Genomic DNA, 16,368 nt, shown 5'->3' with positions numbered 1-16,368 from the left:
GACGTGATGTCAGGCCAACATGGGGGCCGGCACAAACACATCAATGACGGTACCATCCCCTGGAGCTGTCTTTAATCGGAACGTTCCTTTGAGCCCCAGCGCACGTTGGCGCATCCCGGCAATACCATGTGATAGCTGGCTGGGGTTGAAATTGGCAATGCCGATACCATCGTCGGTAAACAGCAGGCGGATGCCTTGGTTGTTACGTGTCAACGCAATGCGGACATGGCGGCATTGCGCGTATTTGATGCTGTTGGTCAAGGCTTCCTGCACGATCCGATACAGTGCGATGGCCACGGGCGGGGGAACCGGCTGGCTATCGTCAAAGGCTGTCAATTCAAAAGGCAGTTCAGCCTTGTTACAGGTTTCGGCTACATACCACTGAAGCGCAGCGGGCAGGCCCAAATGGTCCAATAAGGAAGGGCGAAGGTTTTCAATGACTCGTCGCTTCAGGTCGATAGCTTCATCCAGGGCATCATTGAGCCGCTGTACGCGGCGGCTGGCTTCACTGTCATCGCTGACCCGACCAGCGACCCAGGCGGCGTCCACCTTGGCCGATGTCAGGATCGATCCGAACTCATCATGCAGATCACGCGCCAATTGTGCTTTGCTGCGCTCAATGCTGTCTTGCAGATAGGTACTGAGCGAGGACAGTTCATCGGTACGTTCATTGACAATCCGTTCCAGATTTTCCGCCTGGCCCCGCAAATCCTCCTGATATTGTTCTCGTTGTTCCAGATGACCGATTAACAACCGCGTCAGCAAGGCAAGAAACAGCAAGCTCAAACAGACGATGATGCCTATTCCAACCCGTGACAACAGCAGTGCGCGATCATATTCGTCGAGCAAGGCCGATAGCTGGCGTTGGACATCAATTTCGAAGGAGATGAAGTTGAGGCGCACGGTATCCATCTGTCGCTTGCCATCGCCTTTATCCATTTGCAACAGGATTTCGGCGAACTGCCCCGCCTTGGCCATCGTCATTGATTCATCCAATTGAGTCATGACCCGCCCGACTTGGGTATTGAGGTCGGCCATCCGATCACGCCAGCGCTTGTTACTGGCAACCAGATCGCCTATTGCATGTTGGGTAGCCGGTAACCGGGTGACAGCTTGCCTGGCGGGGGTGAGATATTCATCCCGCTGTGTCAGTAGATAGCCGCGTACCCCAGTTTCGGCATCGATCAATTCGGCCCGGTAATTGGTCAACATGCGCAGCAACTCCCCCGCCTGGCGGACTTCCTGGCCAGAGGTCTTCAACTTGGCGCTGGAGATTTCCGAGATGGCAAATACGCCGATCGAAACGCATGCCGCCATGATCAGGGGCAACAGAACTCGTAGTGGAGTCAGTGCCAATCGTTGGAAGAATGTAGGGAACTTGGTCATGGCATAGCAATCACTGATTGGGGTTCAGGTACTGCAGCTTCGTTTCCAAGAGGATGGTGCCTTCTGGGCAAGGAAAACCGGCACACGTCATCTTGTAATCCAAGATTGGCGATGTAATGTGTTTTGCCCGACCATAACAAAAATTGTCTGAGTACGGCTAACTGTTTCGATCTGGCGCATGCGTCAGCTTGGGGGCTGAGGTAGTAGGTCTGCCTGGAAGAAGGGCGCACCGTCGTGGACTGATTGGCGCCCTGTATTGTACGGGATGTTACTTGCCACGGTGAATCAACCCCATGACGAGTGAAACCACGAAGCCGATCAGAAACAGAAAGAAGAGAATTTTGGCGATTTCAGTTGCACCGGCAGCGATGCCGCCAAAACCAAAAATGGCTGCAATGATTGCTATGACAAAGAAAGTGGCGGCCCAGCTAAGCATGATAGTTCCTTTCCTTTAGCTGAAAATGCGAGGCTTTCAGGCGCCGCGGTTGGGTTTTCTGCCTTGCCGGGTCAACTCGGCCAGGCAAGGCGATCAGATACCTATGGCAGGGTTATTTCATCCGGATATCATTCTTGACGCTTTTCACGCCTTTGACGTTTCTGGCCAACATCACGGCACGATCAACTTCAGCTGCGCTAATGGCAAAACCACTCAACTGGACCACGCCCTTGAAGGTTTCCACATTGATGGCAGCGGCACTGACGGTTTTGTCGGCGACGAATTCGGCTTTGACTTTGGCGGTGATGGCCGTATCGTCAATGTATTCACCAGTGCTTTCCTGCTTAGGCGTGCTACCACATCCAGCAGTGAGGCTGACAGCGCCACCCAGGCTGATCAGGATCGCAATTGTACGGAGCAGATGTAGATTGCTTTTCATGGTAATTACCTCCAGTAAGAGTCCTTGCTCAGGTGACTCACGCAGGGCGCGTTTTGTCATGAAAATAGTCTATTGAAGGTCATGTTCCATGCCTGTCGGACATGCCTGTCCTACCTGTGCGATATTGACCGAATACGTTGTGGGAATTGGCCGACATAGGCATAGTCGGTCAGCATGACGATTCACGACAGATCTTGAACAGGTCTTGTCTGAGTGCCGTCAACAAAACCCGGCGAAGCAGTGCTGCTTCGGTATGTAAATGAAGAACGTACGAAGGGTCGGCAGGTTTGTGCAACATCACCAGAAGGGTTGTGTCAGCGGTGCTAATTCAATGGCGTCCAGCCAATGCCTGTTCCAGCAGCGAATGGATCGATACGAAATCCTTGCTCTTGTCCAGGAAGTGGTCAGCCCCTGCCTGACGACAGGCCTGCTCCAAGATGGGAGAGACATGATTGGTCAGGACGATGATCAACGGATACAGCCCGCCAGGCATGTGGCGTACCGTTTTGATCACACTCAGGCCTGATCCACCAGCCAACATTAAATCCACGATCAACACTTCGTGGTGGATGGCGGTATAAGCTTCGATGGCAGCTTGCTCGGTACGGGCGAACGATTCGACTATAAACAGGCCACGCTGTTCGACCACATCGCGAATCAGCATTTGGATGCGGGGCAGGTCCTCAACCACCAATACACGCCACTGCTGATTGGTGCGGGTGGTTGACATGAATTGTTGCTCGGTTTCAGGGCGGTGTTCGTCGGGTTGAGATGGGGGCATGCTCCATGATTGAGGGGGGCGTGGGTGGCTGGGGTGTTCCACAAAGGACATCATGATGGTCACGGCATAAGCTGATGCTTCACTGCGTAATAAGTCAGATCAGCATTGGTGGTGAAATTCATCTTTTCCAGTACCCGGCTGCGATAAGTACTGACCGTTTTCACACTGAGAAAAAGGTCGTCGGCAATTTCGGTGACATTTTTGCCAGCCGCCAATCGGCTGAATACCTGGAATTCGCGTTCGGACAGTTTGGTGTGCTGAGGTTGATCGACATCGTCAGTCAGACCTGCCGCCAGCAACTCTGCCAGGTGCGGGCTGATGAACCGACGCCCTTGGGCCACTCGCCTGACTGCGGCAACCAGTTGCTCCGGTGCCAATTGTTTGCCAACGAAGCCGCTGCCCCCAAACTTCAGTACATTCAGGCCATATTCTTCTTCTGAATAGCCGCTCAAAATCAGTACTGCCATAGCAGGGCGAATCACCTTGGCTTGCTTCAAGACATCCAGTCCAGACATATCGGGCAATGCCAGATCGATCATCGCAACGTCGATTGCTTGTTTGCGAATGATATCCAGTGCAGCCTTGCCGGTGTCTGCTTCGGCAGTTACTTCGATATCGGGCTGCGTACTCAAAATATGGTGGAAGCCGGCACGAACCACATCATGGTCATCCACGATCAACAGCTTGATCATATTCAATCGCCTCGATGCCTTTGCCCAAGGGCGGGCCTCGCTATTATTGTAGTCAAGCAAGCAGTGGTGTGTTCGCCTGACCTTTTAGCCACTTTACATTGTCTTGGCGTGGCTAAAAGGCCTTGGAGCATCAGTGAATCTGGCGAATTGCACGTTCTGCCCATTCGTCAATCTGACGTTCGGCTTCATCCCGGGCCATGCCGTACGCTTCCTGCAAACGGCCCACCAATTGTTCATGTTTGCCTGCAATCACATCAATGTCGTTGTCAGTCAGGCGACCCCATTGTTCTCGTACATTACCCTTGAGCTGTTTCCAGTTACCTTCGATTCGATTCCAGTTCATGATCTGGCTCCTTGTATGAGGATACGCGGTGTGAGGGCATGCCCTCATCACCTGTCGATCATGATACGAACCAGCACGGGTCGACACAGTCGGTGAGAACGGTATCGCCTGATCGGTTTTGTCCGATGTGCATGTAGGACAACACTGACATTGGCGATTTGTCCAGGTTGTAGGCTTGGTGCCAGTTGCGCTAGTTCGCGAGGTTTTGTAGGGCAAATTGCAATTCGATCCGGTTATTGGGGGAGTCCGGTTCCTTCCATGTATGGTAGACCTCCCGGCTTTCGCCGGTCATGGTGCCACCGGCCTGCAAAATGTCACTAACCAGCGGCTGATAGCCATGAGCGAACAAGCCGGATAGTTCACCATGATAGTTCTGGAATGCGCACGTGATCGGTGCCAGTGTTGTGATCTCGAATGGCCCGCTATATATTGTGTCGCCCTCAACTGGTACACAATACTGGTGTTAATTTGGGCGGAGTTGTTCAACACATTTCCTCACGTAAGACGCCCAGGTTGACCGAATCGTAATAGATACCCTGATAAAAGCGTTACTTGCGAAGGATGCCTTCCACTTGCATATCGGTGGCCTCGGTGCAATGAATCATGCGCGGATTGCCCGACCAAGTGGCCGGTCCAATGTGCGCCACCTCAAAATGGGTGAACAGGTGTCGTATCCACAGCCTGAGTGCGCGCTGGCCGATACTTGCCTCCATTGTGGCGATTGATAGATGGTAATGCCGACTTCAAGCCAGCGAGTGGTTTCGTCGATCCAGTGATAACGGATAGCACTTATGGTTTGTCCTTGATAGTCAATGACGCGACGTCTGTCCTCTATTTTGAGCTGGGTAAATTCGCTCCCTTCAAACTGCGGGAGGGGGTGAATGCAAAATAGGGCGCGTCAAATTGCTTCCACTCCAGCGACGAATATATCAATACCCATAGTGCGCGCTTTCATCTTCGTGTGCGGGTCGTAATATGACCTGTCCATCTTGTTGCAAGGTGCGTTCCGCTTGATTGTCAGTTGCTGCATGCCAAGTCGGCCAGGTATGGCAAGCCTGACGATACATGGCTTGTGTTTAAGGGTGCCGGCTTTGCCGGGTAGCAAGTCGCTATATGGGCAAGTCAAGATAATTTATTTGGCAGTACGATGTAAAACCCAATGCAGTTATGTGTCATTAGTTCTATCCTGAAATGAGCGTGATGAATAAGTGCTTACCGAATCGTTGCCCATCAACCGATGAGGTTGGATGATTCAGCATTGAGCCCTGCAATAGGGCATTTGTTGTTTTTGGTAGACGGTTTGGGTTTGTTTTGAAGCAGTACATGCTTGAACGCAGCATATTCATTTGGCTGTGTGCCTTGATCAAGGATGTATCAAGGTTGCTTGGATTGTCCAAGTGGAGGCAGGCATGTATTACGGAGAACGCTTCAATAGCATCACGCACTTGATCGGCACATTGCTTGCCATTCTGGGGGCCATTATGTTGATCAAGGTGGCAGCACATCAAGGCGATCATTGGAAGCTCATCAGCTTCAGTATTTTCGGCGCCACGATGATCCTGCTGTACGCTGCATCAACGCTGTACCACAGTATTCGCGGTGCGAAAAAACGCTTGTTCGCCAAGCTCGACCATTGCGCCATCTACCTATTGATTGCCGGTACTTACACCCCTTTTGGTCTGGTCACCCTGCGTGATGCATGGGGCTTGCCATTGCTGGTGACCGTGTGGGGGCTGGCGATATACGGCATTCTTCGAGAGTTGTTCTGGGGGCGTCATGCACCACCTTGTGTACCGCTTTATGCCGTCATGGGCTGGCTCTGTGTTGTCGTGACTGAACCCTTGCTGGAAAAGCTCAGCATCATGGGCGTGGTGTGGTTGGCGATTGGTTTGGCACATTACACGGTGGGCATCATTTTTTATCTTCATGACGAGCGATGGCGGCACTCCCATGGTGTGTGGCACCTTTTTGTACTGGGTGGGAGTGCAAGCCACTATTACACAGTCTTGAATTACGTAGCCTAGCCTGTAGTCCATTGGCCGATCAAATGGGTTGATACCAAGGCCATTTTCATGTTTGCTCGTCAGTGTGCTGCGTTCTGAACCCGTGTGGGGTGTGACGTCAGGTTGTTCCACATCAAGCCCAACCTGCAGCCAGTTCCTGCGTGGGTGGGCTTAATGGCTGGTACCCGTTGAGCGGGTGGTCTTGTTATGCACATTGTATTTGCCTATGGGCTTGGACATCGGTAGGCGTTTGACTTCCTGCCAAGTAGTGGCATCGAATACGATGATGGCACCATCTCGTTCCCACAGGCTGGCCAGTGCATAGCGGCCATCACGGGTGAATTCGATGTGGGCCAGGGTTTTGCCAGGCATGGGGGCGACGCTGCCGACGATGTCCAGGGTATTTTTGTCGATGATCTGCAAGGTATCCTTCCTGTCGCGACTCATCATGCTGTCCACCCACACATAGGGCGTATTTTCATGACTGCGCATGAAAAAGCCAGGGCCGTTGGTGGTGATGTGTTTGATGGTTTGCCACGTGTTCATATCAATGACGGTCACTGTGCCATCTTTGAGATTGGGGGTGGCCAGCACGGGTTTGCCATCGCGTAGCCAAGTGATGCCAGAGCCCAGATGTGGCATGCCTGGCAGATCGAGATCGGCGATTTTCCTGCGGATGTTGAGGTTGATGACCTGCGCTTTCCCGGTACGGGCGGCACCAATCAGGTGTGTATAACTTGGGTCAAAGAAGAAGTCGTCGAGGATGCTATCAAGCAGGATTTCCTTTGGGGTGAATTGGCCGGGCAGTGCAATGGCTTCCCCCATTTTGTAATCGTGAACGTAACCTTTGAACGTAGGTGGGGTATTGTTGGCGTAGGGAATCTCCCAGACTTCAGGCAAATCCTTGAGGGCGACAATGAAGCTTTGTCTCGGTGCTGCGTCATATACCGCTGACACCCGAGAAGGCTTGCCGTCGGCATTTTTCACGTCATAGGTGCGTAACAGGTTCAGGTTTTTATCGAACAAAGCCAGCGTTGTTGGTAGGTAATTGCCTGCCAGCACATATTCACCATCTGCTGATACGGCAATATTGCGGGTATTGAGCCCGGCGCGGATTTCAGCGGTGGTCTTGAGGTTCCAGATATCAAATTTGCTGATCCAGCCATCACGTGATGCGAAATAGACATGACGGCCATCCGGGCTGAACTTTGGCCCGCCATGCAGTGCATAGCGCGTCGGGAAACGATGGATAGGGGTAAGCTTGTCACCATCCAGAATGGTCACATGGTGATCGCCACCTTCCACCACCACGAACAGGTTTTTCATGTCGGCATTGAATACTGGCTTGTTTTTCAGCGCTGTGCGGCGGGTAGGTTCAGTGCGCGATTTGCGGATATCAGATTCCGTCCATCTTGGGGGCGTGATTGATGGGGTGTACAAATAATCGGTGAGTGCCTGCAGCACAGTATCGTCCAACTTGTCGCCAAAAGCTGGCATCTGCGTGGCGGGCCGGCCATGGCGAATGACATCCAGCGCATCGGTTTTCTTCAGACGTTCCAGACTCTGCGGCAATAGCGCCGGCCCCATCCTCCCGGTGCGTTGATCGCCGTGACAGGCCAGACAGTGCTGTTGATATAGTTGATTGGTGCTGGGCGCCAGGGCTTGGTTGGCCCAGATTGGGCCTGCCATGAAGACCGTAACAAGCAAGAAGGGGGCAAGGTTCACGAGTGTGCTCCTGATCATGCTGACACCCGTTTTAGTGGCATATAAGGTGTGGTTGTGATACGTGCTCCGTGACCGGTGATATCCAATTCCTTGTCATCCAGGTAACAAGCGGGGTCTTCCTGCCAAGGATCACCGGTAATCTGCCAAGCCCGAACACGGGTGTTGCCACCACAAATGTCAGCATACCCACAGCCACCGCAACGGCCCTTCAGCGTGCGTGGCAGTTGTTTCAGACCAGCCATCAACGGGTCGGTTGTGTCTTGCCATATTGTGGAAAATGGCCTTTGACGAACGTTGCCCAATTGATAATCCCACCACATGGTATCGGGATGGACATTACCCAGATTGTCGATGTTCGCCACATTGACACCGGAGGCATTGCCGCCCCACTGTGCCAGTAACTGTCGCATCGGTGCCACCAGTTGCGGGAAGCGTGCCCGCACCCAGTGCAGCAGGTAAACACCATCTGCATCGTTGTTACCGGTGACGAACTCCCGCTGCTGGCCAGCTTGGGTATCCTGCCAACAGGTTTCGAACAAGGTATCCATGGCCCAACGAGTGGTACGGTGCATGACATCGTCGGTACGGTGCTTGTTGCCGCGCCCAGCATAATTGAGGTGGGAGAAGTAAAACTTGTCGATCTGTTCTGTATTCATCAGGGCCAGTAGTTGTGGCAGTTCTGGTGCGTTGTCTTGGGTCATGGTGAAGCGGATGCCAACCCGAATACCTTTTGCTTTGCACAAACGAACGCCCGTCATGGATGCATCGAAGGCACCCATCTTTTGCCGGAAGCGGTCATGGGTCACGCCGATACCATCAAGGCTGATGCCAACATAGTCGAAGCCCGTTGTGGCAATGGCATCGATATTGTGTTCACTGATCAGCGTGCCGTTGCTGGATAGCCCTACATAAAAGCCCATGGCCTTGGCCCGGCGGGCAATGTCGAAAATATCCGGTCGCATCAGCGGTTCGCCGCCAGACAGAATCAGCACCGGTACTTGAAACTGCTTGAGGTCATCCATCACGGTGTAGATTTCTTCTGTGCTCAGTTCGCCTTTGAAATCGGTATCGGCAGAGATGGAATAGCAATGCTTACAGGTCAGGTTGCAGCGACGGATGAGATTCCAGATCACAACCGGTCCAGGCGGGTGACGGCGCTGGGTTGGTGTTTGACCAAGCAACGGTTGAGATTGAAGGTGGTGCAGCGACTGCATGAACTGGCTGAGGCGAAACATGATGTCACTCCGGTAGGCGCAGGCCGGTTTTTTTGAGAATACGGGTACTGTAGAGCACGGCATGATGCCGATAGGCATTCCCTAGCAGGGCGCGAATCTGTGCTACCTGCTGGTCGGCTTGTTCACGGGTTTTGCCATGCACCATGGCAAACAGGTTGTAAGGCCAGTCTGGCAGGTGACGGGCACGCTGATAGCAATGGCTGACAAAAGGCAACGCACCGATACGTATACCGATATCGGCGATCTGTTCGTCATCGATATCCCACACGGTCATGCCGTTATGTCGATAACCCAGTGCGTAATGATTGGGTACGACAGCGACTCGACGGATCAGTCCCTGTCGTTGCATGGCCTGCATGCGATCAATCACCATCTGCTCGGTCAGCCCAAGCTCTGTCGCCAGGGTGGCATAAGGCCTGGATACCAGTGGCAGGCCAGCTTGGGTCAGGCGAATCAGACGGTGGTCGATCTCATCCATTACTTGCTCTTTTCAAAACGGCTGACGACGTTATCCAGCACTTCCAGTATCCGTTCACTGGTGCTGACCACACTTTGCGCATTGTTGGCGTTATGTGGCTGTGTCAACGCGGTATCCAGAAAAAGCCATTGTTGGCTGGCCAGATCCAGTTGTTGCTTCAATGTGATGGTGAGGTTGGGTGTCCCGCTGAGTTGGGCCAGATTGCGCCCGAATTCGCCACGTGCATCCTGAGTGGCCTTGTCATCATCGGCATGGGCTATTCCCCAATACTTGGCAAGATATTGTCGTGACAACAGTTGTGACAACATGCGCTGACGTCCTGCCAGATTGACGAATCGGCCGGCAGGCTGTCCATAGGCTTCCTGCAATGCCAGGGTCACGGCATTGGCACTGGCCAGCAACAGGTCGGATTGGGCCTGAAGCTTTTTGGCAGATACTTGGTTGACCGGCCCACTGGCAAGCTCCCGGAAGGCCCTCCACTGCTGTTCTTCATGCTCAATGGCGACTTCGACCACCTGGGACAGTTCGGCCTGTTTCAGATCGGCCAGCTGATGTTCAAAGGTCTTGATGGAGTCAGCCAGTACCTGCCGGCCTTGATCCGGCAAGACGTTGGCGCCCATCTGCAGATACGCTTTGACGATGCGCTGGGACAGCATGCGTTGTCGACCGGCTTTGTTGATCAGGTCCGGGTAGGCGATGTCGGCGGCTGATACACTGGCCACAGCCAATGCACTCAAGGTCAATAACAGAAAACGGCGGTAATGCGCTTGTATCTTCACGGTTGTTTTTCCTCACCCCGTCAGGCGGGGAGATAGAGGTTGACGAAGAACTCTTTCTCCTTTGGCATTGCATATACGTGCAACCCAGTGGCGGCTTTGAGCCGCTCTATTGTGTCAAACAGGGCTTGTGGGCTGGCACAGGCCACCACAAACCACATATTGAGGTGATGATCGCGCTGGTAGTTGTGCGCAACTTCGGGAAAGGCATTGACGATGGCCGCAATACGATCGAAATCCGACGTGGGTACCGCCATGGCTGCCAGACAAAATCGACCGCCCATTTTCTCGATCTGGTACATCGGACCAATCCGCGTCAGTACGCCGTCTGCCAATAACGCGTGTAATCGGGCCAGTAATCGAGGCTCACTGATACCCAATTCATCGGCGATGGCTTGATAAGGTTGGCTGCAAATGGGCATACCGCGTTGCATGCGATTGATGATCTGGCAATCCAGTGTGTCCAACCTGTTGTCAGCCATAACAAGCTCCACACTGTTTGAACCGCTTGACGCTGAACAACACGGTTTGTGGATAATGAGCCAGGCCGAGCTGATTGTTTAGTGTCGCCAATCGGGCTTCTACGGCTAGGCGGTGACGGCCGTGAATCATGCAGAACAGGTTGTATGGCCAAGCAGGCAGGGCACGTTGACGCAGGTAGCACAGGTTCACTCCGGGCTCCATGGCCAATTGCTGCCCGATGGCATGAACCCTTTCATCGGGTATGTCCCACACAGCCATGGCATTGGCGGTGAATCCCAGTTCATGATGACGGACGATCAACCCCATGCGCCGGATTGCTCCGTTATCCAGCCAATCATTGATTTGGCGCATGACCCAGGGTTCGGACTGATCGATCTGTCGCCCAAGTTGTGCAAATGGCCGGCTGACCAGCGGTAACCCATTCCTCATGATCCGTAGCAGGTGTCGCTGCAGCGGTGTTGGGTGGACTCGACGGCTGGGTTGATTGCGGTGAGGTGTCGTACCGTGTTGCAAATCGAAACCGAGGTCGATGTGATAGTCCTGAACCAGGGGGAGCGAGATCAATGGCAAGTTGCAGGTTGCTGCCAGCTCTGTCAGTACGGTTTCACGCTGTTCAATGGTTGGGGTGGTAACGACAAACCACAGGTTGAAAACATGCTCCCGTTGATAATTGTGATTAACCTCAAGCCGGGCCGAAACGAGCGCTGCGGTTGCGTCGAGCCGTGTATTGGGAACCGCCATCGCCGCTAGCGTGGAATAACCGACCGTGTTGGGCTGAAACACAGTGCCGACACGGCTGACTACCTGGGTATCCTGCCAATGTTGTAACGTGTTCAGGACCTGTGGCTCGCTGACACTCAATTCGTCAGCCATTATCTGAAAAGGTTTGGGTACGACAGGTAGATCCCGCTGGTAGTCGTTCAGCAACTGAAAGTGCCAATGTTGGTGGTCAAACTTGATGGCTGATTCAAGGCAGATACCCATGATTTACATCCCGATGCGATGTGCTCGCCAAGTGAAAAAGATGCCGGAGGGGCTGCGCGCAGGCAGCCTGGCTATGGTTTGCAAGGTGTTGGTGTCGAATACCACCACTTCGTTGCTGTCACGGGCTGATAGCCAGGCCTCATCACCACGCGCAGAGAACTCCATATGCAGAATGGCTTTGCCTGGCAGCAGTGTGGCAATCGGTTGCAAGGTATCTGTATCAATCACCTGAACTTTGTCATTGTCAGGGAATGCAAAATTGACCCAGACACGGCGTTGCGAGGGTTCGACCATGGCAAACACGGGTTGGCCCAGTACTGGGATGCGCCCGATCTCGCGCCAATCCTGCCGGTTGGCAACCAGAACCTGGTGACGACCGATGGCCGGCAGGAAGGCGCGGCTGCTGGTCAGGGCCCAACCACGTAAATGCGGCATTTTGTAAACAGGCAGTTTTGCTGTGCCCTTGCCGTAATCAGGCAGGATGCGTTGTGTACCACGTTCTGGATACCACGTATCGAGTAAGGCCAATCCGTCTTCGCCAAACAGGCCCGCTATGTAATGACGACCTTCACTGCTGACCAGGCCATCATAGGGCTGGAGACCGGCTGGGAATTTGGTGATGCGGGGGGCTCGTGGCTGGCTGAGATCGGCTACCCAGATTTCGCCACCTTCAAACAGGGCGTAGGCAAACCGGTTACCTGGTAAATCTGCCAAGCCAACGACTTTGGAGGGCTGACCCGTCGCTGTGACAGCGGGGATGGTCGCCAGGGTTTCCAACGAGTCTGCATCGAATACCCGGATGCCACCTGGCTCGTAGTTTTGTGCCACCACCAGGCGGCCATCTTGCGAAATGGCACCACCAATGCTGTTGCCAGCCTGTATCACGCGTTTGGCGATGCGGCGTTCAAGCAGGTCCAGCTTAGTCAAGCCGCCGTCGCGGCCAAACACATAGGCAAAGCGTGCATCGTGCGAGAACACCACCGATGCATGGGAGAGGTCGCCAAGACCAGAAATGGTAGCCAGACTGCGATGTCGGCTGCGTTCGACAATCTGCACGGCACCATCGGCCCGTTCAACGATCACGCCGAGATCACCCGTTGCCTGACTGTGATCTGTTGTGGCACAACCTGCCAGCAATGTTATGCCAAGCAAAGCTGCAACAAGATATGGCGAATACCGGCCGTGCTCAAGCGGATTGAGATTATCTGCTGACAGGGCAGGGCGACCAGATCGTGGCCCAAGCCAGTTAACGAGATACTGGCGGATCATTGCCCGATTCATTGCTTATCCATTGGATGAGCCAGAGCGCTTCTGCTTCGGTCACAAAGGCTTGCCAAGGTGGCATGGCGGTGCCCGGGCGGCCGTACAGAATGGTAGCGACCAGGCTGTCGGTGGGTTTGTCGTTCAATGCATGCGCTGTCAAAGGTGGGCCTAGCCCTCCTTTGCGTGTCATACCATGGCAGGCACCGCAGTCCTGTTTCAGCAAATGTAGCAACTGGCTTTGCCGCTGAGACGACAGCGGTGCACCGGGACTCGGGCTGACCAGGGCCAAGCTGAGTAGCAACATGAATGCGGTACGCATGGCAATTGCTTACTGAGCCAGGATGTACTGCACCATCAGTTTGAAATCGGCATCGCTACCTTTTCCCTTGTTGGGTGGCATTGGGATCGGCCCCCAAGTGCCCGTGCCGCCATCTACCACTTTTTTGATCAGTTGTGCCTCGGCACCAGCATTGCCTTTGTACTTTTTGGCAATCTCCTGGAAGGCGGGACCAACCAGCTTTTTATCCTTGGTGTGGCAGGCCACACAGCCAGATTTACCCAACAGCTCTTGTGCTTTGGCTGCATCGACTGCTGCGCTGGCTGGGTTCGCCAACCACAGGCAGGCGACACCGGCAATGGCGAGTAAGGAACGTAACAGCATGTTCTTCTCCTTGAAGTGAGAGTGGGCGGTTCACGACCGCCCGTTCGCGCGAATCAGTAAATATCGTGTTGGGTGTTGTACACGTTGAATTTGCCGGTCGGCGTGATCAGCTTGGCGTCGGCAATGACCTTCTTGCAGCTGCGGGTCTTGTCGTCCACCACCACGATCGCCGAGCGTTTGTCCTTGGCACTCCACACCGAAAACCAGACCTCATCACCAGCTTTGTTGTATTCCGGCTGTACCACCCGTTTGGCACCTTCACCCAGATCTTTGGCGCAACCGGCGATGTCGATGATCTGTGCCGGTTTATTTAGGTCATTGATGTCATAGACGGCCACGGACTGGCTGATTTTGGTGTCCGGGTTCAGTGGGGTGTCCACCCACAGGTTTTTCGATTTCGGGTGGGTTTTGATGAACAATGAGCCACCGCCTTGGCCTTTCAGCACCTGCACCACTTTCCAGGCGTTGGCCTTATGCTTGGCCGGGTCTGTACCAATCAACGAAATATCTTCGGCCCCGAGATGTGAGGTGGCCCAGACTGGCCCGAATTTCGGGTGGGTGAAATTGGCGCCCCGGCCGGGGTGTGGAATCTTGCCGACATCCACCAGTGCAGCGCGCTTGCCGGTCACGGTATCAACCACGGCAATCTTGTTGGATTGGTTGGCAGCAACCAGAAAGTAACGTTTGGTGATGTCCCAGCCACCGTCATGCAAGTAGCGAGCGGCATCAATGCTGGTGGTTTTCAGGTTATCCAGGTCTGAATAATCCACCATCAGAATCTTGCCGGTTTCTTTCACATTGACGACGAATTCCGGCTTGTGATGGTTGGCGACAATCGATGCGACACGCGGTTCCGGGTGGAATTCCTGTGTGTCGACGGTCATGCCACGTGTCGCCTGAATCTTCAGGGGCTCCAGCGTATCGCCTTTCATGATCACGTACTGTGGTGGCCAGTAGGCACCGGCGATTGCGTACTTGTCTTCATAGCCTTTGGCCTTGGAGGTATCGACCGACCGTGCTTCCAGGCCGACACGGATCTCGGCGACGTTGTCAGGTTTTTCCATCCATAGGTCGATCATGTTGATCTTGGCATCACGCCCGATCACGAACAGATACCGGCCAGATGCTGACAAGCGCGAGATGTGCACGGCATAGCCAGTTTTGACGATATTGATGATCTGCTTCGTGTCGCCATCGATCAGCGCGACCTCCCCGGTATCGCGCAAGGTGACGGAGAACAGGTTCTCGATATTGAAGCTGTTCATTTTCTTCTTCGGCCGCCTATCCTCTGGAATCAGTACCTTCCATGTCTTCTTCATATCTTCCAAGCCGAATTCCGGTGGGGTCGGTGGCTCTTGCTGAATATAGCGAGCCATCAGATCGACCTCGTCATCGGTCAGCTCGCCTGAGGTACCCCAATTCGGCATCCCTGCCGGGGAACCATATTTGATGAACACCTTGAGATAGTCAGTGCCGGCAGCCAGGGTCTTGTCGGTTGTCAGGGGTTTGCCTGTAGCGCCTTTTCGCAACACGCCATGACAGCCTGCACAGCGTTCAAAGTAGATTTGCTTGCCTTGCGTGAACTCCTTTTCCGTCATGGATGGCGCTTTGGGATTTACATTCTGGTGCATGTCCTCCTTGGCCAGCGGTGACCCCCCTCCAGCTGAATACTGGGCAGATGGCGTATTGCTGTGTTCTTGCTTGGTATCATTTGCCAAGGCGCTGCCCACTGCCCAGGGTAATGTTGCCAGCACGAACAGCTTGGCCATCCGCGAATATCCCTTGCGCTTCATATTGTTCTCCTTGATCGGAACGAGACACCCAAGTCAGGTACCGCGCCAAGGCTTACTGGAACTGGCGTCGGCAGTTGATTGGTTGCCGACAGCATCCCGCTTTGACGATCTGTTGGCATTGATGCGTATCAAATGCAGCAAAAAACGCAGGAATGGCAGAAGAACTAGGGGAACTAGTTCGAAAGGACGATGGCTTGTCAGAAATGGCACGTAATGGTGTGCGAGGCTGGTTTTATTTGATATCCATCAATGAGGGCGAGGCATGCCAGCGATTAAATTGGCGACACCTGAAATCAAAAGGTGAGCACTGGGCCTACTGTTCCTGGTGTTACCTGAACAAGGGAGCTGACCCATGAGCGGAACCTTTACCAAGTCCACCGCGCGCAATATTTTTTATGGTGGTGCGGTATTTTTCTTTTTGCTGTTTCTCGCCCTGACATTTGATACCGTCAAAGCCCTCCCCAAGTACGACAACAGTGCAAACCTGACACCGCAGGTTGTTCGCGGCAAGCACTTGTGGGAGACGCGTAACTGTATTGGCTGTCACACCTTGCTGGGTGAAGGAGCTTATTTCGCGCCGGAGCTGGGCAATGTCTACCCTCGTCGCGGGCCGGATTTCATCAAGGCTTGGATCAAGGCGCAACCCACCGGTGCCCCTGGCCGTCGCCAAATGCCACAGTTCGACTTCACTGAAGCTGAATTGGACGACATGGTGGCTTTCCTCAAATACAGCTCGGAGATCAAGACCAACAAATGGCCACCCAACATCGAAGGCTGACCCGTACCGATCGTGAGGGGGGGATAACTGTCGAGTCATGTTGTCGTTCGGGATTCACTCCGGCGCGACAGCATTCATCTCACCGCAACCAATAGCTTGGATCAACACGGAG

Annotated in this window: 18 protein-coding genes; 2 read left to right on the top strand and 16 right to left on the bottom strand. The window is 53.9% G+C overall.

Going from position 1 to position 16,368, the window contains the following annotated elements; genetic code table 11:
- Positions 1-9 precede the first annotated feature (9 nt).
- From FFS57_RS07345 to FFS57_RS07320, 6 genes are all read right to left on the bottom strand, one after another.
- On the bottom strand, positions 10-1,386 hold the full coding sequence (locus FFS57_RS07345) for a CHASE3 domain-containing protein (protein ID WP_137937121.1): 1,377 nt from the start codon (positions 1,384-1,386) through the stop codon (positions 10-12).
- 268 nt (positions 1,387-1,654) lie between these two features.
- Complete coding sequence (locus FFS57_RS07340; protein WP_137937120.1) at positions 1,655-1,822, bottom strand: DUF1328 domain-containing protein; 168 nt, start codon at positions 1,820-1,822, stop codon at positions 1,655-1,657.
- A 112-nt stretch (positions 1,823-1,934) separates the two neighbouring features.
- Positions 1,935-2,261 carry a BON domain-containing protein gene (locus FFS57_RS07335; protein ID WP_137937153.1) on the bottom strand — a complete coding sequence of 109 codons (327 nt, stop codon included), beginning with the start codon at positions 2,259-2,261 and terminating at the stop codon, positions 1,935-1,937.
- A 328-nt stretch (positions 2,262-2,589) separates the two neighbouring features.
- Positions 2,590-2,991 (bottom strand): response regulator, encoded by a 402-nt coding sequence (locus tag FFS57_RS07330; protein ID WP_171013712.1) that lies wholly within the window; start codon positions 2,989-2,991, stop codon positions 2,590-2,592.
- 110 nt (positions 2,992-3,101) lie between these two features.
- Entirely contained in the window at positions 3,102-3,734 is a 633-nt protein-coding gene (locus FFS57_RS07325) for a response regulator (RefSeq protein ID WP_137937118.1), read from the bottom strand.
- A 130-nt stretch (positions 3,735-3,864) separates the two neighbouring features.
- Positions 3,865-4,077 (bottom strand): CsbD family protein, encoded by a 213-nt coding sequence (locus FFS57_RS07320; protein ID WP_137937117.1) that lies wholly within the window; start codon positions 4,075-4,077, stop codon positions 3,865-3,867.
- Positions 4,078-5,486: 1,409 nt separating this feature from the next.
- Here FFS57_RS07320 and trhA point away from each other — a divergent pair.
- Positions 5,487-6,101 (top strand): PAQR family membrane homeostasis protein TrhA, encoded by a 615-nt coding sequence (gene trhA / locus FFS57_RS07315; protein ID WP_137937116.1) that lies wholly within the window; start codon positions 5,487-5,489, stop codon positions 6,099-6,101.
- A gap of 150 nt (positions 6,102-6,251) precedes the next feature.
- On the opposite strand, the gene FFS57_RS07310 is transcribed toward trhA, so the two are convergent.
- The 10 genes from FFS57_RS07310 to FFS57_RS07265 are packed head-to-tail and all read right to left on the bottom strand — an operon-like array spanning position 6,252 to position 15,478.
- The gene (locus FFS57_RS07310) at positions 6,252-7,769 is read right to left on the bottom strand and encodes a nitrite reductase (RefSeq protein WP_249383932.1); all 1,518 of its coding nucleotides are present in this window, start codon (positions 7,767-7,769) and stop codon (positions 6,252-6,254) included.
- 50 nt (positions 7,770-7,819) lie between these two features.
- The gene (gene nirJ / locus FFS57_RS07305) at positions 7,820-9,040 is read right to left on the bottom strand and encodes a heme d1 biosynthesis radical SAM protein NirJ (protein WP_137937114.1); all 1,221 of its coding nucleotides are present in this window, start codon (positions 9,038-9,040) and stop codon (positions 7,820-7,822) included.
- A gap of 4 nt (positions 9,041-9,044) precedes the next feature.
- On the bottom strand, positions 9,045-9,518 hold the full coding sequence (gene ahbB / locus FFS57_RS07300) for a siroheme decarboxylase subunit beta (protein ID WP_137937113.1): 474 nt from the start codon (positions 9,516-9,518) through the stop codon (positions 9,045-9,047).
- Positions 9,518-10,297, bottom strand: a complete 780-nt coding sequence (locus FFS57_RS07295) for a type IV pili methyl-accepting chemotaxis transducer N-terminal domain-containing protein (RefSeq protein WP_137937112.1) — start codon at positions 10,295-10,297, stop codon at positions 9,518-9,520. The genes ahbB (FFS57_RS07300) and FFS57_RS07295 overlap by 1 nt, the downstream gene beginning before the upstream one ends.
- Before the next feature lie 20 nt (positions 10,298-10,317).
- Entirely contained in the window at positions 10,318-10,776 is a 459-nt protein-coding gene (locus FFS57_RS07290; protein ID WP_137937111.1) for an AsnC family transcriptional regulator, read from the bottom strand.
- Positions 10,769-11,761 (bottom strand): siroheme decarboxylase subunit beta, encoded by a 993-nt coding sequence (ahbB, locus tag FFS57_RS07285; protein ID WP_137937110.1) that lies wholly within the window; start codon positions 11,759-11,761, stop codon positions 10,769-10,771. Before ahbB (FFS57_RS07285) ends, FFS57_RS07290 begins: the two co-directional genes overlap by 8 nt.
- Before the next feature lie 3 nt (positions 11,762-11,764).
- Complete coding sequence (locus tag FFS57_RS07280; RefSeq protein WP_249383929.1) at positions 11,765-13,042, bottom strand: cytochrome D1 domain-containing protein; 1,278 nt, start codon at positions 13,040-13,042, stop codon at positions 11,765-11,767.
- Positions 13,008-13,343: a c-type cytochrome gene (locus FFS57_RS07275; protein ID WP_137937109.1), complete on the bottom strand. Its 336-nt coding sequence runs from the start codon at positions 13,341-13,343 to the stop codon at positions 13,008-13,010. Before FFS57_RS07275 ends, FFS57_RS07280 begins: the two co-directional genes overlap by 35 nt.
- A 9-nt stretch (positions 13,344-13,352) precedes the next feature.
- Positions 13,353-13,685 carry a c-type cytochrome gene (locus tag FFS57_RS07270; RefSeq protein ID WP_137937108.1) on the bottom strand — a complete coding sequence of 111 codons (333 nt, stop codon included), beginning with the start codon at positions 13,683-13,685 and terminating at the stop codon, positions 13,353-13,355.
- A 53-nt stretch (positions 13,686-13,738) separates the two neighbouring features.
- Positions 13,739-15,478, bottom strand: a complete 1,740-nt coding sequence (locus tag FFS57_RS07265) for a nitrite reductase (RefSeq protein ID WP_137937107.1) — start codon at positions 15,476-15,478, stop codon at positions 13,739-13,741.
- A 352-nt stretch (positions 15,479-15,830) separates the two neighbouring features.
- Here FFS57_RS07265 and FFS57_RS07260 point away from each other — a divergent pair, with 352 nt between their 5' ends.
- Positions 15,831-16,256 carry a c-type cytochrome gene (locus FFS57_RS07260; RefSeq protein WP_137937106.1) on the top strand — a complete coding sequence of 142 codons (426 nt, stop codon included), beginning with the start codon at positions 15,831-15,833 and terminating at the stop codon, positions 16,254-16,256.
- The last annotated feature ends 112 nt before the right edge of the window (positions 16,257-16,368 follow it).

The sequence above is a fragment of the Chitinivorax sp. B genome (genome assembly GCF_005503445.1).
Lineage (GTDB): Bacteria > Pseudomonadota > Gammaproteobacteria > Burkholderiales > SCOH01 > Chitinivorax.
The sequence above is the reverse complement of the archived record's forward strand: the minus strand, read 5'-3'. Positions and strand labels throughout refer to the sequence as shown.